Raw genomic sequence first — 21,421 nt, 5'->3', positions numbered from 1 at the left:
GCTTAATTGTCAAAAGGTAGGCGTAGCGCGATAGGGCAATGGTCAGAAAGCCGATACTGTTTAATGTCTTGCAGTGCTATCTGGAACTGGGAAACAGAGCCGTGTTGTAAAATCGTCTCGGCAAGGGTTCGATTAGATACTGCATGGTCAATGAGCGCGTCATAACGTACATAGCCACCGTTGCGGCGTCTGGCATAACAACTGGCGTCTAGGCCTTCAGTGATCAAAGACATTTCCGCTTTGGTGATAGAGTCTTGCCATGTTTTTAGCCAATTTGATATCGCTAAGCGGTGGTTAAAATCGCCCAGAATCAGATAGTCTTCCCCTTTGGTCACGCGCTCGTTAATCCATTCGCTAAGCACGCCAAACTGGCGTTTTAAGGTTCGGCACGATTTTTTTGCGCGGTCAATATCGGAGAAACAACCAGACTTTAAATGAACATTGAGCACATGGAGTGGTTTGATGCCATCAATGATGAGGTAAGTCCCGTTCCGCAGGCCGGATGAAGATGAGAGTGCACTGAGATCGGGTTGGCGCCGCACATTGACACCGTGCCGCACGGCAAATCCTGTGTACTGTTGACTTTGTTTGGGATTGCTTGGCCTGCGGTGTGAGAGATAAATGGCATAGGTATCGGGAGGAAGTACCTTTTCGAGCGCATAGGCAGAATCCACTTCTTGAAAAGCGAGCACATCGGGTTGCAGCGCGGCCAGTGTATTAGCGAGCTTTGCAAAATCTTGTTGAGTACGTGTCACTTTGTCTGATTTCGTTGATAGCCATTCAATGTTCCAACTCACTATGGTGAGTGTGGTGCTATGGCTGCTGGCAACGAGGCTGCAGAAAAGGATCCAAAGTAGGGCAAACCGCAAAATGAGTTACTGTTCCTAACGCTGAGATAAACACTGATTTAGAGCACAGATTAAGTCTACAGTAATCACTATTATTCGCATGAATAGATCAGTGATGCCAATGTCAATTGCGAGTCAAATCACAAAGAAAAATCAGGCTTTGTCAAACGAAAAATCTACTTAAATCACGCTTTTTTGGCTTGACTTTAGAGTGGATAATTTCGTGATTTTGAGTCTGTGAACCATATCGCTTGCGGTCTGTTCTATCTTAAGAAAACGATGATCCAGATCAATGATTCCATTCCTGAATTCTCGCTTAATACCCCACATATTGTATGTGACTCTGTTTTCCTCACTATATTTAGTGGTTTTAGTGACAGTGTCATGATTATAAATAAGGAGCCTTCAGTGAAACCGGTAGTGATTAAACGCGATGGATGTCGCGTAGCTTTTGATGTTGCACGGATTCAACAAGCGGTACTTAGTGCAGCAGAAACTGTTGAAGTTATCGACAAGAATTATGCTTTGGATGTCGCCCACACCGTGTTTGAGCAGTTTAAGCTAGAAGAGCAGGTTGAAATTCACCAAATTCAAGATGCTGTTGAAGACATGTTGATGACGGGACCTCACCGTGAAGTTGCTCGTGCTTATATTGAATATCGTCATGATCGCGATATTGCCCGTGAGAAGCGCAGCCAGTTGAACTGTGAAATTCGTGGTTTGATTGAGCAAAGTGATGCTAGTTTGCTCAATGAGAATGCCAATAAAGACAGCAAAGTGATCCCCACTCAGCGTGATCTTCTTGCTGGTATCGTCGCAAAACACTATGCAAACAAACACATTTTACCACGCGACGTAGTAACCGCTCATCAACGCGGCGAAATTCACTATCACGATTTGGATTACGCACCTTTCTTCCCGATGTTTAACTGCATGCTGATTGATCTCAATGGCATGTTGACCCATGGCTTCAAGATGGGTAACGCCGAAATTGACACACCAAAGTCGATTTCAACCGCAACCGCGGTGACGGCACAGATCATCGCGCAGGTCGCGTCTCATATTTATGGTGGCACGACGATTAACCGTATTGACGAAGTGTTGGCTCCTTACGTCGCGGTCAGTTATGAGAAGCATCTTGAGATAGCAAAAGAGTGGGAAATTCCAAATGCAGAGGCGTTTGCACGTGCCCGCACTGAGAAAGAGTGTTACGACGCGTTCCAGTCGTTGGAGTATGAAGTCAACACCTTACATACTGCTAATGGTCAAACGCCGTTTGTCACGTTTGGCTTTGGCTTAGGGACTTCTTGGGAGTCACGCTTGATTCAAGAGTCTATCTTGAAAAACCGCATTGCTGGGCTAGGCAAAAATAAGAAAACAGCGGTATTCCCTAAACTGGTGTTTGCGATCAAAGCCGGGCTAAACCACAAGGCAGAAGACCCTAATTATGATATCAAACGCTTAGCACTTGAGTGTGCGTCTAAACGAATGTATCCCGATATTCTCAACTACGATCAAGTCGTTGAAGTGACCGGGTCATTTAAGACGCCAATGGGTTGTCGTAGCTTCTTGTCTGCCTACGAAGAAAATGGTCAAGAGATTCACGATGGTCGCAACAATATCGGTGTCGTGAGCTTAAACCTGCCTCGCATAGCGATAGAAGCAAAAGGCGATGAAGCGAAGTTCTTTGCATTGCTTGATGAACGTTTACAGCTTGCCCGTCGTGCATTGGATACGCGTATTTCTCGTTTAGAAGGGGTGAAAGCACGTGTTGCACCGATCCTTTATATGGAAGGGGCTTGTGGTGTACGTTTAAAAGCAGATGACAATGTTTCTGAGATCTTTAAGCATGGTCGCGCCTCGATCTCTCTTGGTTATATTGGCCTGCATGAGACGATCAACGCCTTGTATGGTGATCAAACGCACATGTATGACTCGGAAGCACTACGCCAGAAAGGGGTAGCGATTGTACAACGCTTGCGTGACGCGACTGACGCATGGAAAGAAGAGACAGGCTACGGCTTTAGTTTGTACAGTACACCCAGTGAAAACTTGTGCAGTCGTTTCTGTAAGATTGATGCAACAGAGTTTGGTGTGGTTGATGGCGTAACAGATAAAGGCTATTACACCAACAGCTTCCACCTCGATGTTGAAAAACAAGTGAATCCATACGACAAGATTGATTTTGAGATGGCCTATCCGCCGATCGCGAATGGTGGATTTATTTGCTATGGCGAATATCCAAACATTCAGCACAATATCGAAGCGCTCGAAAACGTCTGGGATTACAGTTATAGCCGCGTGCCTTACTACGGGACCAATACGCCGATTGATGAGTGTTATGAATGTCACTTTACCGGTGAGTTCGAATGCACTAGTAAAGGTTTTACCTGCCCGAGTTGTGGAAACCATAATTCTGAGAAAGTGTCGGTAACGCGTCGCGTCTGTGGTTATCTTGGTAGTCCGGATGCGCGTCCGTTTAACTTCGGTAAACAAGAAGAAGTGAAGCGCCGCGTTAAGCACATGTAAACCTCTACCGCGTTAACGATGGCGTAGGTTCAGTACACTACGCCAACAACTCAAAAAGCAGTCGGCAATTGATGTCGTCTGCTTTTTGTCTCTGCCAAGCCTATTGGAACCTCGCTATGCACTATCACAACTATTATCCTGTTGACGTCGTTAATGGACCAGGAACGCGCTGTACCTTGTTTGTTTCTGGCTGCGTGCATGCTTGTCGAGGGTGCTATAACAAGTCGACATGGCGCGTCGATTCAGGTCATGAATTTACTCAGGCGATGGAAGACCAGATCATTGCTGACCTTAACGATACGCGGATAAAGCGTCGGGGGCTTTCGTTGTCTGGTGGAGATCCTTTGCATCCAGCCAATATCAGTGATGTGCTGAAGTTAGTAGAACGTGTGAAACGTGAGTGCCCGGGTAAAGACATTTGGCTATGGTCGGGTTACACGTTAGATGAGTTAACACAAGAGCAGCAGGCCGTGATTGCACATGTCGATGTGTTAGTTGATGGGAAGTTTGTCGAAGCGTTAAAAGATGCCAAACTCATTTGGCGAGGCAGCAGCAATCAAGTCATCCACCATCTCAAAGAAGAGTAATACATCAAGTTAGCCCATTGCAGGATTCAGAAGTGGTCTAATTGCTTTTTGATCTCGTCGCCGAGAACGCCAAAGACGAGCCTCAGTGGCCAACCTAGCAATTCTTGTTGGACAAGTATCTAGAGGTGACAGAGTATAGAATAGCGCTACCGCCTTAAAAGGCAGCCATACGTAAGCTTATCGGCATATTGCTTGCCGATCTGGTAGTAGTCTTGCTGGTGGACTTCTAACTGCATACCGATAGACTCGAGCACGCGCTGGCTCGCGTGATTTGTTGACATCGTTTCTGCGGATAGCTTATGAATGAGAGTTGCCCTAAGCTGGGTATCAATCATCCAATTCAATACCTCTTCAGTCACTTTCTTACCACGATGCCTTTCATCTAAGAAGAATCCTATCTCAAGAACACCTACCACAAAATCTGGCGGCACAGCTGTGCAGACGCCAACTGGACACGCGCCATTCGGTGTATTTTCCGGCGGAAGAATGACCCAACTACAATGAGGGACACCATTCACCGATTTCTCCGCTAGTTGGTCATTTTGTATCGCGAGCATCGAAAAATAGGCGTTATAGCGCTTGGGTTGACAGACGTAACCCGGTAAAAACCGGTGCAACGATGGTTGGGCAAGTAAGCGAAATAGCGTGTCTAGATCATCGGAAAATAAACTACGAATACGATAATGTGAATTTGGCAGCGTTTGAGGCGATTTGATGAGCTGAAATTGCATTGTGCCTCGCAAAGGCCAAGAGTGGGAGAGGAAAGACGGCGCTAATCAGCGATTAGCGAACCCAAACAGAACAAACATCTTACCCCTAAGAACCCGTTCAAGCTGGATGTTGGCTACAGTATAAATACCGACCTCATAGCGCCAGCCATTAACGACTACAACGAGCGGTTAACGACGGCCAGAAATATAACATAAGCTGAACGACAGGTCGATAGTTAGCTGGTTTATCTAATTGAGTTGACTCTAAAAAAGCAAGGGTTTTGGATACTGTGTCACCTTGTTAAGATTTTTGGATGAAATTGCAATGTTTCGGTTTTCAGTACGATATCGGTAAGGTATATTTCATTCAAATCTCGCATTTGTGAAACATCTCACCTATGCTCAAAAGAAATCTTTTGCCTCTCGGTGATTGATTTACATTGTAAAACCCATCTTTCGCTAGCGTAGATACTTGTCTCAACGCTTTATCAGGGACGCTTTCATGACAACACCCGTTCTGATTTGTGACGATTCGGCTTTAGCACGTAAGCAGATGGCGCGTTCGTTGCCGGCTTCGCTTAACGCAGAAGTAACCTTTGCCCAGCACGGTAAAGAGGCGATGGATATTCTGCAGTCGCAACAATTCACCATTATGTTTCTCGACCTCACCATGCCTGAAATGGATGGCTATCAAACCCTTCAAGCGCTCCGCGACGCTGGCATTGATATGCCTGTAATTGTCGTGTCTGCTGACGTTCAGCCTGAAGCACAGAAGCGCGTGATGGGGTTAGGCGCAAAAGGATTCATTCGCAAGCCCATCGATAAGCCGCAGCTGGTAGAGCTGTTAAAAACGTTGGTTGTTGAGCCTGAGAGTGATCTCGATACGGTTGTGCAAACCGTTGTCACACCAAAACTGAAGCGCCGTGATATTTACATGGAGGTTGCGAACGTCGCGATTGGTCGGGCGGCAGATGCGATGGCGAGACACTTTGATGTGTTCGTTCATTTACCCTTACCCAATGTCAACTTGTTTGAGGTAAGTGAACTGCACATGACAATGCGCCACCTTGTGTCAAATGATGCCATGTCCGGTGTCTGCCAAGGGTTTTCTGGGGAAGGCATTGCAGGTGAAGCCTTGGTGTTACTGAGTGATAGCAGTGTGTCGCAATTGGCAAATTTATTGAATTACCCAGAAAGTCAAGAGTTCGACAATGAACTCGAGTTGCTGATGGATATTAGTAACATCATGGTGGGATCTTTCCTTCAAGGTATTGGGGAGCAAGCCGCTGTAAGGTTCTTCCAAAGTCACCCTGTTTTATTAGGGCAACATGTGCCGATTGAAAGCTTGATCGAAAAGACCAGTGGTAATTGGCGTAAAACCATGACGTTTGAAGTGAGCTACGCCATCGAAAATACGGAAATTAAGTGTGATTTACTGCTCATGTTTGTTGATGAATCACTCCCGCTATTAGATAACAAACTCTCGTATCTCATGGAGGATCATTAATCATGCAAGCATTACCTGCAGAGTTCGAACAGTTCCATTGGATGGTCGATATTGTTCAGCATGTCGATACAGGGTTGATCGTGGTCGATACGGATTTCAATGTCCATCTTTGGAATGGTTTTATGGTACATCATAGCGGTAAACAGTCATTTGATGTGATGGGGAAGTCCTTGTTTGAGTTGTTTCCCGAAATTGATGAAGGTTGGTTTAGAGCCAAATCTAAACCCGTGCTGAACTTGGGTTGTCGTAGTTTTTTGATTTGGCGCCAACGGCCTTATTTGTTCCGCTGCAGAAATGTACGACCTATTACGCAGCAGGTAGAGTTTATGTATCAAAATGTCAGTTTGAATCCGATGCGCACAGTGACGGGTGAAATAAAGCATATGTTTATTGCAGTAGAAGATGCGACAGCCGAAGCACTAGCAGAAAAAAATATATAAAGCGTCGCATTAGTTAGACTAATCGACCAGAAAAGGAACTATTTCGTTTCCTATATGCTAAGTTGTTAATATCCTTGAGGGATATTTTTTCAAATTATATTTAATTCAAATATTCAAAAATTTTAAAAACGTATTATAATGCATACAGTTTGGTAGCTGGATTCATGTTGATATCCACTATTATCATTCAAATAAATGAAATGGTTCTATCAGACTTCTATTGAAATTGAGTAGTGGCGAAAAGGATGTTAGGCATGAAATTAAAATATAGCGTTCTACCTTTAACAGCTTTAATGGCTTTCTCTGCAATCGCAGAGCAGTCGCAACCATGGTACGTTGGTGCGCGAGTTGGTAACGCACACTATACTGACGCAGCCTACAATGATGTCTTTAAATTTGAAGATCGTGACAGTATCGCTGGTGGTGTGTTCTTTGGTTATAACTTCAAACCTTGGTTCGCAATCGAGGCGGGCTACACCGATCTGGGTGAAGCGAAGCTTTCTGGCGTAACTTGGGATATTGATGGTTTCGATATCGTCGGTAAAGCGTCTTGGGACCTCACTGAGAATACTGAAATCTTCGGTAAGTTTGGTGGCTTCCGCTTTGACAATAAGGCATCAGGCCTTTCAACGGGTTACACAGGCCGCGACGGTTGGGCAACCACTGTGGGTGCAGGTCTGGAGTACTTCTTTAACAATGATCTATCAACACGTCTGGAGTATCAGTACTACGCCGACATGATTGAGGCAGACGCGCATTTTTGGGGGCTGAGCTTAGTGTATAACTTTGGTGGTGTAGAGCCTATGCCAGTAGAGCCAGCACCAATGCCTGAGCCAGAGCCAGAGCCGGAACCAATGCCAGTTGAGCCGATGATTGTTGAAGTTGAGCCAATCACTCGTAACCTTTACTTCGCGTTTGACAGCGGCGAATTGACGCAAGATGACGTACAGAAACTGGTGCCAGTAGCTGAGCGTCTACGTACTTACCCGAATTCGCAGTTATACGTTATCGGCCATACTGATTCACGTGGCTCTGCTGAGTATAACCAAAAACTGTCTGAGAAGCGTGCAACAACGGTTGCAGCGTACTTGGAGCAATACTTTAATATCGAAGAAAGCCGTATCTTCATTGAAGGTCGTGGCGAAGAGCAACCTATTGCGACAAATGAGACAGACGAAGGTCGTCAACAAAACCGTCGTGTAGAAGTATTTACACCAGGTTTCTCTTACGAAAAATAGAAATCGATGAGTATTGATGCTATTGGCAAAAAACGCACCTTTGGGTGCGTTTTTTTATGGCTGTTTTTTGTCTAGCTCTTACATGTTTATAGATTCAATGGACGCATTTTTTAACTTGGGCGACGGCATTGTGGTTTTTGGGTCTGGTATGGTGGTAATTGAGCGATTTCACTATTTAAGTCGTCAATGCGCGTTGAATGAGAGGGGTGCGTAGACATAAACTCAGGCGGTTGATTTCCATTACTCTTTCTCGCCATGTTTATCCAAAGTGCGACACTCTCGTTAGGATTGTAGCCAGCTTCTGTCATTAAGCGGACGCCGATGATATCTGATTCGGTTTCTTGGGCGCGACCATACGGCATGAGCACGCCAAATTGCACGCCAAGGCCGAGGCCGGCCATCGTTAAGTCATGATACTCACCATAGCCTGAACCCTGGATGGCAATACTGGTGACTTGCATGCCTAACCCTGCTAACTGCGTTCGGGAAAGGCGCTCGTTGGAGTGTTCCGCAAGGACATGGCCAATCTCATGGCCGATGACACTCGCGAGTTGATCTGGTGTTTGCGCGACGTCAAGCAAGCCAGTGTATACGCCAATCTTGCCACCAGGTAGCGCGAATGCATTGACTTGATCACTCTCAAAGACAACGACTTCCCACTCATCAAAGCCTGCCTGCGGGCCAACAACGTCGGTAATTGATTTTGTTACGCACTGCACATAGCGATTGAGAGTTGGATCTTTTGAAATTTTTTCTTGTTGTTTGATTTGTTCAAATGATTGCGCACCTAACGATGACATTTCATCAGAAGAAAACATCAGGACTTGATTTCGCCCGGTCGGGGATTGTGCGCACCCTGCCATCAAGCTGCTGATTACGAGGGCACTGAGGGTTGTTTTCCATTGCATGTTTGAGCTTTTCCTTAACAACGTCTGCAAAGTCGAGTGATCTAGGGGGTTGGCGATCAGGTTATTCCCTAATTATATACTCAACCTACTGCTAAGTGCAGGATTCAGAAGCAGACTAGCGCGGCAAAGCAAATTAAAAAGGTGGGGAGGAAAGGTTTTCACATTGGACGTAGATATCGGGACGTTGGGCGCATCTCGTCGATTAACTCTAGTTGTGACCGCAAAGTCATCAGTTGGACCAAACGGCGGATAAACAGCGGCAGAGACGAGAAGTAGAGCGTATCTAATCGGACGGCGAGCGTATATACTCAAGCACCTCAAGATTACTGAAGTACGTGGTTTGCTTAAGTATACAGTGTGCGGTTCAAACTGTGATTTAGGAGAGTTTATGGCCATTTGGCAACGCGAAATGTCGTTAGAAAAACTCAATGCGACAAACAAGAATACCTTAATGGAAACCTTGCAGATTGAATATACTGGCTTCGATGACAGTTCTCTCACTGCGAGTATGCCGGTCAACAGTCAGGTCCATCAGCCACTTGGTATGTTACATGGCGGCGCATCCGTTGCGTTGGCAGAATCGGTGGGCTCTATGGCGGCCAATTTGGCAGTCGATGAAAACTTCTACTGTTTGGGCTTAGATATCAATGCCAACCATCTCAAGGCCATGCGCGCTGGACGCGTTTTTGCTAAAGCCGAGCCTGTTCACTTGGGCAAGCAGACTCAGGTTTGGTCAATTGCGATTTCTGATGAAAGTGGCAACCTTGTGTGTACGAGCCGTCTAACCATGATGGTTCGCTCGCGAAAGGGTGATAAATGAAGCTAGCATTTAGTCGAGGCGATATTTACGTTACGCCGCATGAAGTGGTTGTAAAGTTCAATGATGAAACTGCATTAACATTGAAAGCTGCAATCGACACGGTGTTCTTATATCAAGCTGCAAAAGTGATAGCAGTGCGCGGTAGCGGGGCTGAATGGTCGATGAAACTTGATAATGAAGAGCAGCTAGTGACCCTAGCGGAGCTAGCAAGTATTGAACTCTTGTAGACACAGCCCGCTATGGGCCGTGTCTTCGATACGCAAGTTGCAGTCAGTTTAACTCTGCCACTCAATTTCATAGCTTGTAAACTTGCGCATGTTAATAACGCCAGTATCGAGCAACAAGTACTGACCTTTGATGCCTTGCAGAACACCTCCGACAACAGGGTTTTTGTCTAAGTTGTGCGAGGTAATCTTGGTTGGATATTGCGTGACAGGGTAATGAATGTCGACCATGTCATCCGATAAGATATCGATGGCGTCTTCACCAAACTGTGCTCTTAGGTTATCCAACTCGACATCGATGCTTTCGATTAAGGTTTTGGCAATAGTTTGTAGATCGCGTTCAACGCTTTCTCCCTTGAGCATGGCTCGCCAGTTTGTTTTATCGGCGATAGATTTTGCGAGTTCTACCTCAATAAGACCAGAAAGAAAACGACTCTTTACTTTCATAATAGGGAGGGCTTGCGTCGCGCCTTGATCGATCCAGCGTGTAGGAATTTGATTTTCGCGTGTAATCCCGACTTTAACGCCAGAGGTGTTTGATAGATAAACATAGTGCGCAGTCATACAAAACGTGTCTGCCCAGTCAGGCTCACGGCAAGTGCCTTTATCGTAGTGGCAGGTTTCTGGTTTCATAATACACATATCACAGCGGGCAAGCGTTTTCATGCACTTGAAGCAGTGGCCCTGAGAGTAACTCTTCTTGGTTTTGGTACCACATGCATCGCAGTATATATTGCCAGTAAACTGAAACTGGATAGATTGACCAATAAAGGGGTTTAGGTGGACGCTCTCGTCGCCGATCGGTAAATAATAATCGACCTGTTCGCCCAAGGTTGAGCGAAGCTTATTGATGGTTCCTTTCATGACATTACTCTTTATGTTTTTGTAGCGTGATCTTAGCACCGCCTTTAGCGAAATGCATGGCAGTGGCGATTGATAGGTTGGATCATCACCAAATTTGACCTACATGGTGGTTTGGGGAGAGCTTACGGAAGGATAAGGTATGCTAATGCACTATAACTAATAGAGATTAAAAAAATGAGATACTCAATAAGTTCCTTCGGGTAAAACGGTAAAAATCAACGTGTTCATTTTTTCTTTGCTAACTACCAAGATGGTATAGCCCGAAGCAATCATTTCTTGTCGCCAGGCGTCAGCGTTATTGTCATCGCATAAACAAGCACACTCCACAAAACCATCATGGTAAACGGCAATCATGGCTTCTTTTGTCATTGCGTATTCCTTCTATTTTGAGTTGTTTTGAAAGCCACGCTTTTTCAACTCTACAGTGTTGGTAAATTGCTTCCAAGCACACTGCGACATCATAGTGGTTAAGCTGGGTAGGCCTAGTACTAATATATGTCATTAGTTGCTTAATTGAGAAATAAAATTCTGATTGAAGTGAAATGGGGCGGGCATTGATAAAAAAGGGTAAATGGTAAATCGATATGTGTTGGCGATGAGGAAGGACCCCTTTGACCGCATTGCTGATGTAGTGCCACTGAAAAACGGGGTTATCAAAACGGTAGGTCTTTCGGCCTGTTTTTATCGTCAGTTGCGGCGCGCGCAGATCGCCGAATAACTTACCTTGCCATTGATGGTATGAAAAGCAAAACAACCCTTGATTGTTAATGATTACATAGTCGATACAGTCAGGCGCGTTTCTGATTGAGACCGTTTTTAGTAATGCACCATGAGTGCGACGTGCGTAAAGGTGGATCTTGAGCAGGAAGTAACGCTGTTTGGCGGCGTGATAGAGCTGTGCTGAAGGCTGTTTGATGAGATAAGCCAACAGCACTGCGATTGGACTGATGAGTAGCCAAAGACCGAGTTCCAATTCAGATTACTCCTACAAGTATAAGAGTAATCTTAGCACTTATCCATTTAGGCGTTTGATATCCGCAGGGCCTGTCCCACCCACTGGCTGATTAATGCGAATGGAGCGGCCTTTTTTCATCCCTTTTTCATAGTCATCGGTGAGGGCGGCCATGGCTTCTTTGAGTTGTTGCTTGAAGGTTTCTCGATCGACATTTTCGAACTCTCGATCAATATAGTTTTTAATTTTGTTATTGTAATCATCGTTGCTGTTGAGCTCTGGGAGCTTCTCGATCGCACCTTCTAACCAACCCGAGAGAAAGGAAGAGACACGACGGTTAACTGTCACCGTGTCGGTGCCAGTGCCGGCAAAACTGTTTCTAAACTGGCCCGTTTGTTGGTTCATTTCACGATAGACGACGTCAAACGCAAACGCAGCGAAAATAGCGCGCTCCGCGACCCCGATAAACTCTGCCTTCTTCAAGCCTTTGTGATTGGTTAAGACACACTCCACACCAAACTTGCGATTGATGCCACGGATGATTTTTAATATTTGTGCGCTTACATCTGTGGGTAAGAGGGTTTGAGAGACCGTTTTACCCATCTGAATCAGCTCAATGTCTTCTTTGTCCAGACCATATTTGAGCATCAGGCGGTGCGCCATTTTTATCGCTTGCGCAGCCTCATTGACATTCGCTGAGTTACCAAGCTCAAGGCATTTGGCAATCTTTTTTAGTGCTTTGCGTCTTTGGTCAGACATAAAAACTCTCTAGCTGGCGAAACAGACCGGACATTTTACCAAACTCTGGGCTATACCCAAATACCTGTGAGCAACTTCTGTAAAGATAAGAACAGTGGCGCGGGTTAAAACACCAACGCTAAAAGCGTCATGACAAGGTTTCACTTGACGCTGACAAAAGCTGCGTCGCATCAAAGTATATTGAAGTTCGTTCGAGTAATAAGGCGATGTACTTGGCAACATTGTTGTCTAATCAAGCGTAAAATTTGGTTAATTGCCCAGTAGAGAGAGTGAGATGGGATTTACAGAACAAGACAGACAAGCGCTCTATGCTATTTGGATGTCACAAAAAGCAAAAATGCGTATGACGCAGATGGAGATGGCGAAGCGGCTAGAGATGACGCAGTCAGAGTTTGCGGCACTGTTGTCTGGAAAGGAGCCGCTTAATCGCACCTTTATCAATCATTTTTGCGATCAAATGTGTATAAATCCGATTGTCGTTATTCCTTCACTTCAGCACGCTCACCATAATGGCGAAAGGATGCTCCTCAAGAGCAAAATGGTGGTAGAAGGCGACATTCAGCAGATATATGCGCACGGAAATGAGATCGTTGTGGAGTACTATCCGCCCCAATAAAAAACGCTGCCAACAAGGCAGCGTTTTTATTGGGGTATAGGAACTGCGTCAGTGTTACGCAACAGACTCTAAGAAAGAGGCTTTACGGCTGTTGAACTCATTCACTAAGTCGTCCACTGCATTCGCACAGTAGGGCTTCAATCCACTCATTCGCATCACCTTACGGCCATGGCCAATCTCTTTGCCATTCTCGCTAAATCGGAAACCTAGCGTCACTGAGCCACGTTTACCATCAACCTCAATATCAGACTGAGTAAGCTCAACGTCGGGTAGGCTGAATTCAAGTGTATCGAACTCTATTTCCATGCTCTCATAGATGACTAACGGGCGATCCGGGTTGATCATCGATTGAGCAGACTCCATCAGCGGCACCATGATATGCGGGAAGTTCATACCTGAAAAGCGCACATACTTACGTGTGACTTGCTCGATGAGTTCACTGTTTTGTGTCAACTCACCTTCATAATTTACGTGTAAGTATGCCTTGCCCGCTTCATCGACGAGGTCGAGTTGGCCAGGCGTTGACTCGCTGATATGAAGGTGTTGCTTCTCGGTCACCATGCCAGAGAAGGTAAACTTCATTTTTTTGTGTAAGCCGTGGTTGGCTAAAACCATCGAAAAGAGTAGGTCGCCCGGCACACAAAAGCGTTTCGCTTCTTCATCGTGAATAGGGTTGAAGTCTCCCGCTATGTATTTTGCGAAGTGGCTCGCTTGTTGGCGAGAGAACTGCCAGCTCTGTTCGTTGCGGGTAAAGTACGGCGCTAAAAACATTGAAAATTAACCTAATTATTGCATTGCGCATAGTGTACATGATGTGGTGCAGGCAAATGGTCGATCCAGATGAATTGCAGAGTAAAGCCTTTCATAATGCCGTTAACAGGTTGCACAATTATGATGAAAATATGCGCAGGACAATATTTGCCCTACTTGTTTCAAGTTGTAAATTATGTGATTTATCAGAAACAAATTAAAACATTTCATTTTTGGAAAATTACATTACCTGTTTGTTGTGTTGGTTTGTTTTTCTGTGTGGAATTTACAAATATGTAACCTTTTGTTTTATATGTTGCATTTTGTTTTTAATTTTAATTTCTAGGTAAAAGGTATAATAAACAGTGTCTTATATTGCATCTCTTTGCCTGTAAATTAATGGGGCGTAGATAAAATTGAGATGTGCGGGTAAATGTTTTACAGATGTTAAAGTTTTTGTGGTGTTATTTTGGGCGGTATCTTAGTTTTCAATTTTGAGTTGTTGGGCTCTATTGAAAAATTTATGAATGTAAATTAGTTACAAGTTGCGGGATGAATAATCACCAGTGAATGAGAGATAATAATGGCATACAAAAGAGTGCTTAGCATTCTTGCCACTTATGATGTGAATGTTTGAGGTAAAGTTGATGATTGAAGTTCATTGGTCTGTCGGTGCGTTTATCGTGTTGAGCCAAATTGGCCTGTGGATCAAACTCGGTTTCATGAAGAAGTTCTTCTCGTTACTGGACGCATTCTGTAAACTCGTCGCTCGAAACATGTTCCGCACTTTGTATGTCCGCATGCAAAGCCCTAGTAAGAAAACACCGGTTTCAGAGCTTCCGTACTTTCTAAAAGGTAAACCTGCTTCAATGCATTTAGGTAGTTATATCAAGATGCAAAACGACAATGCAGCAGGAAAAAAGTAATCTCTCGATTTTTTAGAGAAAAGGATGCCAATAGGCATCCTTTTTTTATGCTTGAAGATCATCAAGGGTATTGATGTTGGTAAATCCGTGGTCTGGGAACGTGATGTACAGATGCGGATGGCTAGTTAGAACATGATGAAGTCGTCGCTCTCCGGCAACGAGGTAGGAAAAAAGTTCGTCACCGATTTTACGATTAATAAGACAGAAAACGGGGTGGGTACGTGTCGGCGTTTTTACCATAACAACGGGCGCATCATCTCGCTTTCCTTCTAGTGCGGAAAACAAACTATCGGGAATACCCGGTGAATCACAAGGTAGGAAGCCGATCCATTGATGATCCAAGTGTCGAAAAGCTGCGCTCATACCCGCTAGAGGCCCAAGTTTCTGGCTGCTGTGGTCTTGAATGGTAGGAGCATAATGTTCATAAGTATCGATATCTTGGTTGCAGCTGATGTAAATAGCATCAGTGTGACGTTGTAGCTTTTTAAAAATGTGATAGATGAGAGGTTTTCCTTGGAAGAGTTGCAGTCCTTTATTCTTAAATCTCATGCGGCGACCTTCGCCACCAGCCAAAATAACCCACGCTATGCTATTGCTACTTGTCATCGTAAACCTATTTTGTTACTGCTTTTGGATGTAGTCGACTAGCACTTCAAAACCGTGCCTCGTTGGCAAATTTGGAAATTTTCGTTGCACAAGCATCTTTTGATGGCTTGAGTTTAGACAGTGATAAGAGATTGTTAGCGTGAAGTCAACTCGACTTGAAATTGGGCAGTGGATAGAGAACGAGCGATTTGGTAAAAAAGTAGGGAGTAACGCGAAGAGACGAGGTGTTGCGCTAGCGCTAAAGCAGGGGCTATCGCCCCGACTGCTTATTACATGGCAACAATGCCAAAGAGGAGCACACAAAGTGCAACGCTACATACTCTGCCAATAAGGCCTACTGAGGTGTCTTTGATCATTTCATTCTGCGACATAGTCATTCTCCAACGGCTTAACATGAGATTATTACAAACGCATTACAGCGTATATTGGAAGTATATACATCAAGGCGTGTTGAGTCTATGACGAAAAGGAATTTTAATATTAATGTCACATTTTAGTGGTAACGACAGGGAGTTTTGGCGATGTAAGGTCGCTAAGTACTTGGTAGCCTTGTCTGTTTTTTGTTCTACTCAGGTCCGGAGTGCGGATATAGAGTCACTATGGGTGAGTAAGTCACACCGCCAACTTCATGTCTATATAGCAGGAGAAGTGGTTCGAATTATACCTATCAAGCTCGGAATCGAGCCTGAAGGTCCTAAACGGTGGCGAGGTGATAAGCGGACACCAGAAGGTATCTATCGCATTTCGGCCAAAAATCGCTTTAGTCGATTTCATCTCAGTTTACGCATTGATTATCCAAACCAAAAAGATAAAGTCTTTGCTGAGCGCTACGATCTGGATTCAGGGAGTGATATCTATCTGCATGGCTTACCGAATAACATGTTGCTTGATGAGGCATTTTATCAATCGGAAGATTGGACGGAAGGGTGTATTGCAATGTCGGATGATGATATTCAGTACCTTTTTAAACATGTAGACATTAATACGCCAATCGTGATTGTGCCTTAGTGGTTTGGATAACTGCATCACACATTCGACCAATGTCGCAGAGAATTTCGTTATTTCCCATATATACTCAAGTCACCTCAAGATGCAGGATTCAGAAGCTGACTAGCGTGTCGAAGCCAAGGTAAAGATACCAAGGTAAAGGTGTGAAGAAATGGCTTTCTTCTTTCGAACACATTTAACGCAGAAATTGGGGCGCTTGTCGCTCCCAGAAGGGCGCGTTTTCTAAGCTTACCACCTTTGTTACCGCTTTTTGATGTCGTCGACTAGAACTTCAAAGCAGTGCCTCGATCGCAAACCTAGAAATTCTCGCTGAACAAGCATCCTGAGGTGACTTGAGTATAAAGTCAGGGGAATAGGTTAGGTATTAAAGGGATAGAGCATGTCGATAAAATACAAGAATATTGTGGTACTCACTGGCGCCGGCATTAGCGCGGAATCAGGTATTAAGACGTTTCGAGACCAAGACGGGTTGTGGGAGAATCACCACATAGAAGATGTTGCGACACCGGAAGGCTATCGTCGTAATCCTGAACTTGTACAACGTTTTTATAATGATCGCCGTCGACTATTAAACTCCGGCGAAGTCCATCCCAACCCTGCACACTTCGCATTGGCAGAGCTTGAAAAGGCGCTTGATGGAGAATTTACCCTCGTTACCCAGAATATTGATAATCTTCACGAAAAAGCAGGAAGCAGTAAAATCATTCATATGCATGGCGAACTATTGAAGGCGCAATGCAATATGTCAGGTCAATCAATTGAATGGCAGGGTGACATTACTCTCGATGATCATTGTCATTGTTGCCAAATTCCAGCCCCTTTACGACCGAATGTTGTCTGGTTTGGCGAAATGCCAATTGGTATGGATCGTATTCATCACGCATTGACACATTGTGATCTTTTCATTTCGATTGGTACCAGCGGGGCGGTTTACCCAGCAGCAGGTTTTGTCCACGAAGCCTCTCTTCGCGGTGCGCACACTGTTGAATTGAATCTCGAGCCAAGTGAAGTTGAAAGTGAGTTTGAAGAAAAACGCTACGGTAAAGCCTCTGAGATAGTGCCAGCGTTTGTCACGGCCATTCTTAACGGCGAGTAAATTGGCGTCGTTTAGTCCATTCCTGTGTGTTCGGTCAGCGAACACACAGCTCCCTAGAGTTATCCTGCGTATTCCCAAGTAATTGGGTATATACTGTCGCCTTCTGGTTTGCAAAATAAGTAAGTTATGAGTTCAGAACAATTTAATAATGGCTTTCATCTTGGTGGCTCGGTCGAAAAAGCACTGAAAGGTGAAGTGGATATCAGCCCGGTGAAGATCTTTTCCGAAGCATGGCGACTAACAACTAAACACTTCCTTGGTTTTGTCCCCGCCATTTTTTTGATGGTTGTTGCTCAAATAACCATTTTCGCCATTGCCATTGAAGTTCAGTTTGGTGGCTTTGAGACGCTTATTCAAGGGATGGTGGATACAGGCAGTATTACACAAGAAGCGATGAATGCGTTCGTCTCTGCAAACTTCTGGCAAGAAATTATGAGTGGCCCTTTTGTTGCGGGCATCAGCTTAATGGGTTTAAGCCATGCGATTGGCTTACCGACTCGTCCGACACATCTATTTAAGGGATTCAGCATGGTTATCCCTGCGACCCTAGTGATGTTGCTCATGTCGTCTATTCAAGGCCTTGCATCTTCCTTTCTGCCTTTTATCGGGCTATATCTTACAATGGCTTTCAGTTTTGCGATGTTACTTGCCTGTGAGAAAAAACTCCCTGCTCATCATGCGTTGTGGGTATCTTTGCGAGCGGTGAATAAAAAAATTGTCCCAATGTTAGCGATTTTTATCGTGATTGGCGTGTTATTTATGCTTGGCCTTGCCACTTATGGCTTAGGTTTGTTCATTGTGATGCCGTTTTACTACAACGTAAAAGGGGTGCTTTATCGCGAGCTCTTCGGAGTGACCTTACAGGTTGTCGCGAAACAAGCATCCGATGCACCACAAGATCATTTTGAGGCTTAATGAAGAAATACGCCATTGCCATGTTTGTCGCCCTGAGCCTACTCGGGTGCGACACCTCTAAAGACGCGCCATCAACGCCATTGCCTGACTTTGCTGCCATCACCGACGTGCAGACGAAAAAATCCGCTTTCTTCGATTATTTTTCACCTTTAGTGGCCTCAGAAAATCAACGGGTCTCCGCAGAACGTGACAAGTTGGTCCCCATGGCCGAAAAGTATGCGCAACAAGGAAGGTTAAGCCGTAAGGAGTTTAGCTTTGTTGCTGAGATGGCTGAGAAGTATCAGTTGCCATTTGCCGATAATCTTGATGATGCGTGGTTTGAGGAGATGTTGTTACGTGTCGATACTATCCCAGCCCCGCTTGTTTTGGTGCAAGCTGCGAAAGAGTCTGGTTGGGGCACGTCGCGTTTCGCTAAAGAGGGTTTCAACTATTTTGGCCAATGGTGCTATAAACAGGGGTGTGGCTTAGTGCCTAGCGCACGAAGTGCAGGTGCGAGTCATGAAGTTGCGGTCTTTGCTTCTCCAGCGGATTCAGTTTCAGCGTATTTTTTAAATCTTAATCGCAATCGTGCTTATAAAGAGCTAAGAGATATACGCGCAACGCTTGATCCGTCGACTGATACCGTGACACAGAGTAAGCAGTTAACGCTCGGTTTACAGCGATACTCAGAGCGCGGTATGGCGTATGTGAATGATATCCAAGCGATGCTAAGACAAAACAAGCGTTTCTTTGCTAATGAGTTTTGAGACGAGCGAATACAGTGCAATATCAAAGGATAAGTATGAAAGGGATGTGGTTGTTGTTCGCGCTTTTCAGTGCTGTTGGATCTGCTGCAGAGCATGTCGAGTTTCGCTATAGCGAACTTTACGGCAAGATGAAATATAATGCCGACGACATGTTTCCCGATGTAGAAGTCCGATTCTATCTGATTGATCCCAAAACGGGTGAAACATGCGAATGGACTGAAGGATGGATGCAAAAAGAAGCGAAGTTTGAAGCGTTGGTTGTCCCTGATGATTTTTCACTTCACATTCCAATCGACGGCCATTTACGGCGTGCAAACCCAGATGTGACTTTCGTAAAAACGTCAGACACTGTGTGTGATGTCTCCATTGACGTGCTTTCATTTAACCCTGACGCGTCATTTAGTAGTCTCACTCGTCAGTTTGAAGGCTTGTATGAAAAGCTTTCTGGCTCCGTAGGTCGTTTCTTTATGCCAGAGATAGCTGGGCTGACTTATCACTTTCCAAACAACGTGACGAAGCAGTTTACCGAGGCACCGTCACCAGAGAGCATCACAGATGCAGTAAAGGTGACGGCAACCTTTGAACAGTAAGCGCTGATCATGCCAAGCGATCATTTAGGCCGCACCCCATAGTGCGGCCTTTTTTGTGCTGATGCTTATGGTTGAAAGGAATAGTATCCGCCAACGTTAAGCAATTTAACTCGATATTCTCGGGATTTACTGACTGAACGCAAAACAAAATAGGAACAAGCACGCCATAATGTTGCAACGATTGACTATATTCGAGTGATGTTATGGAAAAATTGCTTTCCCGTTTTTTACGCTATATCCAAGTGGACACCCAGTCTGATGCCGCGTTGTCTTGCTGCCCATCGACGCCAGGGCAGATGAATCTAGCTAATTTAATTAAAGAAGAGTTGCTAGCGCTTGGGCTTGAAGAGGTTTCGCTCGATGAAAACGGCTACTTGATAGCAAAACTTCCAAGCAATTTACCGGACGATCACCCGTCGGTTTCACCAATCGGCTTTATTGCCCATATGGATACCGCGCCTGACGCAAGTGGAGCGAATGTCACACCGCAACTTGTCGAAAACTATCAAGGCGGTGACATCGCCTTAGGGATCGGAGATGAAGTACTGTCGCCTATTCGTTATCCCGAGTTGCATAACCTTATTGGGCATAACTTAATCACAACGGACGGCACCACCTTGCTGGGCGCAGACAACAAAGCCGGTATTGCTGAGATTGTTTCAGCGGTCGCGTTGTTGAAAGCGAAGCCTGAGTTGCTCCATGGTGACATCTGGATTGGGTTTACTCCTGATGAGGAAATTGGCCGAGGCGCGGATAAGTTTGATGTCGAAAGCTTTGGCGCTGAATGGGCATACACCATCGATGGTGGTCCTGTGGGTGAATTGCAGTACGAGAATTTCAATGCCGCAGCAGCACGCATTAACTTTAAAGGCATCAGTGTTCACCCGGGCACGGCAAAAAGTAAATTGGTGAATGCGCAGAACATGGCTAGTGATTTTCATCAGATGATACCGCGTGATGAAATGCCAGAAACGACCGAAGGCTATGAAGGGTTTTACCATCTAGCGACGCAATCAGGATCGGTAACCAATGCAACGCTTAACTATATTTTGCGGGATTTTGATGCCCAAGGCCTTGCCACTCGAAAGGCGTATATTGAGCAGTGTGCAGCGCAAATTCGTCAGAAGTTTAAGCACGGTGAAGTGGACGTATTGATCACTGACAACTATGCAAATATGCGTGAGCAAGTGGAGCAATATCCCCATATTATCGAAATCGCTAAGTCAGCGATGGAGCAGGCAGATGTAGAACCACTGGTTAAGCCAATTCGTGGTGGTACTGATGGTGCGCGCTTATCTTATATGGGATTACCTTGTCCGAATGTGTTTACTGGGGGTTATAACTTCCATGGTATTCATGAGTTCATCACCATTGAAGGTATGGTGAAAGCGGTCGATGTCATTATTAATATTGCGACACTGACGGCTGAACGAGCCCGTTAAATCGATCTTTATTTATCAATTAAAGCCGCCATGCGCAATGCATGGCGGCTTTTTTATTGTCATTGGGTTACTAATACTGACTTACGCCTCTTGCTTATATGATGCAAACCAATGCGGTGAATTGATGAGTTGTGTAACTCAACTTGATTGAAATATGAATCAAGTCTCTGTGTGATTTATAAACATATAAGATGAACTTTTATTACCTTTTAATTTAATTGGTAGACTTACGGTTTAAGCTATTGTTTTAAATGTAGTTTTGTCATTGCGAATAGCAAGGGCTTTTTGAACATCCTGTTATCGAATGCTTTTAATGGTAGGCAATTAATTTGATTAATCA

At 44.8% G+C, this 21,421-nt stretch carries 24 protein-coding genes; 15 read left to right on the top strand and 9 right to left on the bottom strand.

From position 1 onward, the window contains the following. Positions 1-2 precede the first annotated feature (2 nt). Entirely contained in the window at positions 3-869 is an 867-nt protein-coding gene (locus tag TSUB_RS21080) for an endonuclease/exonuclease/phosphatase family protein (RefSeq protein WP_159064920.1), read from the bottom strand. A gap of 387 nt (positions 870-1,256) precedes the next feature. Here TSUB_RS21080 and nrdD point away from each other — a divergent pair, with 387 nt between their 5' ends. Beyond that, a complete protein-coding gene (gene nrdD / locus TSUB_RS21075; protein ID WP_087021649.1) occupies positions 1,257-3,377 on the top strand; it encodes an anaerobic ribonucleoside-triphosphate reductase in 2,121 nt (706 codons plus the stop codon). Positions 3,378-3,493: 116 nt separating this feature from the next. Continuing rightward, on the top strand, positions 3,494-3,964 hold the full coding sequence (nrdG, locus tag TSUB_RS21070; protein WP_087021646.1) for an anaerobic ribonucleoside-triphosphate reductase-activating protein: 471 nt from the start codon (positions 3,494-3,496) through the stop codon (positions 3,962-3,964). A 146-nt stretch (positions 3,965-4,110) separates the two neighbouring features. On the opposite strand, the gene TSUB_RS21065 is transcribed toward nrdG, so the two are convergent. Continuing rightward, entirely contained in the window at positions 4,111-4,695 is a 585-nt protein-coding gene (locus TSUB_RS21065; RefSeq protein WP_087021644.1) for a GNAT family N-acetyltransferase, read from the bottom strand. 481 nt (positions 4,696-5,176) lie between these two features. Between TSUB_RS21065 and TSUB_RS21060 the strand changes: the two genes are divergently transcribed. The 3 genes from TSUB_RS21060 (at position 5,177) to TSUB_RS21050 (ending at position 7,859) form a co-directional block, all read left to right on the top strand. Further along, positions 5,177-6,181 carry a response regulator gene (locus tag TSUB_RS21060; RefSeq protein WP_087021641.1) on the top strand — a complete coding sequence of 335 codons (1,005 nt, stop codon included), beginning with the start codon at positions 5,177-5,179 and terminating at the stop codon, positions 6,179-6,181. 2 nt (positions 6,182-6,183) lie between these two features. Then, positions 6,184-6,621, top strand: a complete 438-nt coding sequence (locus TSUB_RS21055; RefSeq protein ID WP_087021638.1) for a PAS domain-containing protein — start codon at positions 6,184-6,186, stop codon at positions 6,619-6,621. 254 nt (positions 6,622-6,875) lie between these two features. Next, entirely contained in the window at positions 6,876-7,859 is a 984-nt protein-coding gene (locus tag TSUB_RS21050; protein ID WP_087016524.1) for an OmpA family protein, read from the top strand. A 110-nt stretch (positions 7,860-7,969) separates the two neighbouring features. Here TSUB_RS21050 and TSUB_RS21045 read toward each other — a convergent pair whose 3' ends face one another. Then, the gene (locus TSUB_RS21045) at positions 7,970-8,767 is read right to left on the bottom strand and encodes a M48 family metallopeptidase (protein ID WP_087016523.1); all 798 of its coding nucleotides are present in this window, start codon (positions 8,765-8,767) and stop codon (positions 7,970-7,972) included. Positions 8,768-9,155: 388 nt separating this feature from the next. On the opposite strand from TSUB_RS21045, the gene TSUB_RS21040 reads away from it, so the two are divergent. Then, entirely contained in the window at positions 9,156-9,587 is a 432-nt protein-coding gene (locus TSUB_RS21040) for a hotdog fold thioesterase (RefSeq protein WP_087016522.1), read from the top strand. Continuing rightward, positions 9,584-9,814 (top strand): DUF3389 family protein, encoded by a 231-nt coding sequence (locus TSUB_RS21035; protein WP_087016521.1) that lies wholly within the window; start codon positions 9,584-9,586, stop codon positions 9,812-9,814. The genes TSUB_RS21040 and TSUB_RS21035 overlap by 4 nt, the downstream gene beginning before the upstream one ends. A 48-nt stretch (positions 9,815-9,862) precedes the next feature. Here the strand turns inward: TSUB_RS21035 and TSUB_RS21030 are convergent, their stop codons facing one another. The 4 genes from TSUB_RS21030 to TSUB_RS21015 form a co-directional block, all read right to left on the bottom strand. Beyond that, positions 9,863-10,675: a DUF2797 domain-containing protein gene (locus TSUB_RS21030; protein WP_087016520.1), complete on the bottom strand. Its 813-nt coding sequence runs from the start codon at positions 10,673-10,675 to the stop codon at positions 9,863-9,865. A gap of 183 nt (positions 10,676-10,858) precedes the next feature. Then, positions 10,859-11,044 (bottom strand): hypothetical protein, encoded by a 186-nt coding sequence (locus TSUB_RS21025; RefSeq protein ID WP_087023557.1) that lies wholly within the window; start codon positions 11,042-11,044, stop codon positions 10,859-10,861. Continuing rightward, on the bottom strand, positions 11,010-11,648 hold the full coding sequence (locus TSUB_RS21020) for an NERD domain-containing protein (protein ID WP_087023555.1): 639 nt from the start codon (positions 11,646-11,648) through the stop codon (positions 11,010-11,012). The genes TSUB_RS21025 and TSUB_RS21020 overlap by 35 nt, the downstream gene beginning before the upstream one ends. Before the next feature lie 39 nt (positions 11,649-11,687). Next, the gene (locus TSUB_RS21015; protein WP_087023551.1) at positions 11,688-12,386 is read right to left on the bottom strand and encodes a DUF2786 domain-containing protein; all 699 of its coding nucleotides are present in this window, start codon (positions 12,384-12,386) and stop codon (positions 11,688-11,690) included. 274 nt (positions 12,387-12,660) lie between these two features. Here TSUB_RS21015 and TSUB_RS21010 point away from each other — a divergent pair, with 274 nt between their 5' ends. Further along, on the top strand, positions 12,661-13,002 hold the full coding sequence (locus TSUB_RS21010) for a transcriptional regulator (RefSeq protein WP_087023549.1): 342 nt from the start codon (positions 12,661-12,663) through the stop codon (positions 13,000-13,002). Positions 13,003-13,056: 54 nt separating this feature from the next. On the opposite strand, the gene TSUB_RS21005 is transcribed toward TSUB_RS21010, so the two are convergent. Further along, positions 13,057-13,773: a DUF3581 family protein gene (locus TSUB_RS21005; RefSeq protein WP_087023547.1), complete on the bottom strand. Its 717-nt coding sequence runs from the start codon at positions 13,771-13,773 to the stop codon at positions 13,057-13,059. Positions 13,774-14,399: 626 nt separating this feature from the next. Between TSUB_RS21005 and TSUB_RS21000 the strand changes: the two genes are divergently transcribed. Then, entirely contained in the window at positions 14,400-14,678 is a 279-nt protein-coding gene (locus TSUB_RS21000) for a hypothetical protein (protein WP_159064807.1), read from the top strand. 45 nt (positions 14,679-14,723) lie between these two features. Here the strand turns inward: TSUB_RS21000 and mobA are convergent, their stop codons facing one another. Beyond that, positions 14,724-15,284 carry a molybdenum cofactor guanylyltransferase MobA gene (gene mobA, locus TSUB_RS20995; RefSeq protein ID WP_087017495.1) on the bottom strand — a complete coding sequence of 187 codons (561 nt, stop codon included), beginning with the start codon at positions 15,282-15,284 and terminating at the stop codon, positions 14,724-14,726. 483 nt (positions 15,285-15,767) lie between these two features. Between mobA and TSUB_RS20990 the strand changes: the two genes are divergently transcribed. From TSUB_RS20990 to pepT, 6 genes are all read left to right on the top strand, one after another. Beyond that, the gene (locus TSUB_RS20990; RefSeq protein ID WP_087017493.1) at positions 15,768-16,292 is read left to right on the top strand and encodes a L,D-transpeptidase family protein; all 525 of its coding nucleotides are present in this window, start codon (positions 15,768-15,770) and stop codon (positions 16,290-16,292) included. A gap of 379 nt (positions 16,293-16,671) precedes the next feature. Continuing rightward, positions 16,672-17,388 (top strand): Sir2 family NAD+-dependent deacetylase, encoded by a 717-nt coding sequence (gene cobB, locus TSUB_RS20985; protein ID WP_087017491.1) that lies wholly within the window; start codon positions 16,672-16,674, stop codon positions 17,386-17,388. Positions 17,389-17,514: 126 nt separating this feature from the next. After that, entirely contained in the window at positions 17,515-18,303 is a 789-nt protein-coding gene (locus tag TSUB_RS20980) for a DUF2189 domain-containing protein (RefSeq protein WP_087017489.1), read from the top strand. Continuing rightward, positions 18,303-19,049: a glucosaminidase domain-containing protein gene (locus TSUB_RS20975; RefSeq protein ID WP_087017487.1), complete on the top strand. Its 747-nt coding sequence runs from the start codon at positions 18,303-18,305 to the stop codon at positions 19,047-19,049. The genes TSUB_RS20980 and TSUB_RS20975 overlap by 1 nt, the downstream gene beginning before the upstream one ends. A 35-nt stretch (positions 19,050-19,084) precedes the next feature. Continuing rightward, a complete protein-coding gene (locus tag TSUB_RS20970) occupies positions 19,085-19,639 on the top strand; it encodes a DUF2987 domain-containing protein (RefSeq protein ID WP_087017486.1) in 555 nt (184 codons plus the stop codon). 203 nt (positions 19,640-19,842) lie between these two features. After that, complete coding sequence (gene pepT, locus TSUB_RS20965) at positions 19,843-21,081, top strand: peptidase T (protein ID WP_087017484.1); 1,239 nt, start codon at positions 19,843-19,845, stop codon at positions 21,079-21,081. Positions 21,082-21,421: the final 340 nt, after the last annotated feature.

This window comes from Thaumasiovibrio subtropicus (assembly GCF_019703835.1).
GTDB classification, from domain to species: domain Bacteria; phylum Pseudomonadota; class Gammaproteobacteria; order Enterobacterales; family Vibrionaceae; genus Thaumasiovibrio; species Thaumasiovibrio subtropicus.
This window is presented reverse-complemented; position numbering and strand designations above follow the sequence as displayed.

Coding starts and splice junctions, on each gene's coding strand:
- nrdG (WP_087021646.1), top strand. CDS start 3,494: ATGCACTATCACAACTATTATCCTGTTGACGTCGTTAATGGACCAGGA.
- TSUB_RS21065 (WP_087021644.1), bottom strand. CDS start 4,695: ATGCAATTTCAGCTCATCAAATCGCCTCAAACGCTGCCAAATTCACAT.
- TSUB_RS21060 (WP_087021641.1), top strand. CDS start 5,177: ATGACAACACCCGTTCTGATTTGTGACGATTCGGCTTTAGCACGTAAG.
- TSUB_RS21055 (WP_087021638.1), top strand. CDS start 6,184: ATGCAAGCATTACCTGCAGAGTTCGAACAGTTCCATTGGATGGTCGAT.
- TSUB_RS21050 (WP_087016524.1), top strand. CDS start 6,876: ATGAAATTAAAATATAGCGTTCTACCTTTAACAGCTTTAATGGCTTTC.
- TSUB_RS21045 (WP_087016523.1), bottom strand. CDS start 8,767: ATGCAATGGAAAACAACCCTCAGTGCCCTCGTAATCAGCAGCTTGATG.
- TSUB_RS21040 (WP_087016522.1), top strand. CDS start 9,156: ATGGCCATTTGGCAACGCGAAATGTCGTTAGAAAAACTCAATGCGACA.
- TSUB_RS21035 (WP_087016521.1), top strand. CDS start 9,584: ATGAAGCTAGCATTTAGTCGAGGCGATATTTACGTTACGCCGCATGAA.
- TSUB_RS21030 (WP_087016520.1), bottom strand. CDS start 10,675: ATGAAAGGAACCATCAATAAGCTTCGCTCAACCTTGGGCGAACAGGTC.
- TSUB_RS21025 (WP_087023557.1), bottom strand. CDS start 11,044: ATGACAAAAGAAGCCATGATTGCCGTTTACCATGATGGTTTTGTGGAG.
- TSUB_RS21015 (WP_087023551.1), bottom strand. CDS start 12,386: ATGTCTGACCAAAGACGCAAAGCACTAAAAAAGATTGCCAAATGCCTT.
- TSUB_RS21010 (WP_087023549.1), top strand. CDS start 12,661: ATGGGATTTACAGAACAAGACAGACAAGCGCTCTATGCTATTTGGATG.
- TSUB_RS21005 (WP_087023547.1), bottom strand. CDS start 13,773: ATGTTTTTAGCGCCGTACTTTACCCGCAACGAACAGAGCTGGCAGTTC.
- TSUB_RS21000 (WP_159064807.1), top strand. CDS start 14,400: ATGATTGAAGTTCATTGGTCTGTCGGTGCGTTTATCGTGTTGAGCCAA.
- mobA (WP_087017495.1), bottom strand. CDS start 15,284: ATGACAAGTAGCAATAGCATAGCGTGGGTTATTTTGGCTGGTGGCGAA.
- TSUB_RS20990 (WP_087017493.1), top strand. CDS start 15,768: ATGTCACATTTTAGTGGTAACGACAGGGAGTTTTGGCGATGTAAGGTC.
- cobB (WP_087017491.1), top strand. CDS start 16,672: ATGTCGATAAAATACAAGAATATTGTGGTACTCACTGGCGCCGGCATT.
- TSUB_RS20980 (WP_087017489.1), top strand. CDS start 17,515: ATGAGTTCAGAACAATTTAATAATGGCTTTCATCTTGGTGGCTCGGTC.
- TSUB_RS20975 (WP_087017487.1), top strand. CDS start 18,303: ATGAAGAAATACGCCATTGCCATGTTTGTCGCCCTGAGCCTACTCGGG.
- TSUB_RS20970 (WP_087017486.1), top strand. CDS start 19,085: ATGAAAGGGATGTGGTTGTTGTTCGCGCTTTTCAGTGCTGTTGGATCT.
- pepT (WP_087017484.1), top strand. CDS start 19,843: ATGGAAAAATTGCTTTCCCGTTTTTTACGCTATATCCAAGTGGACACC.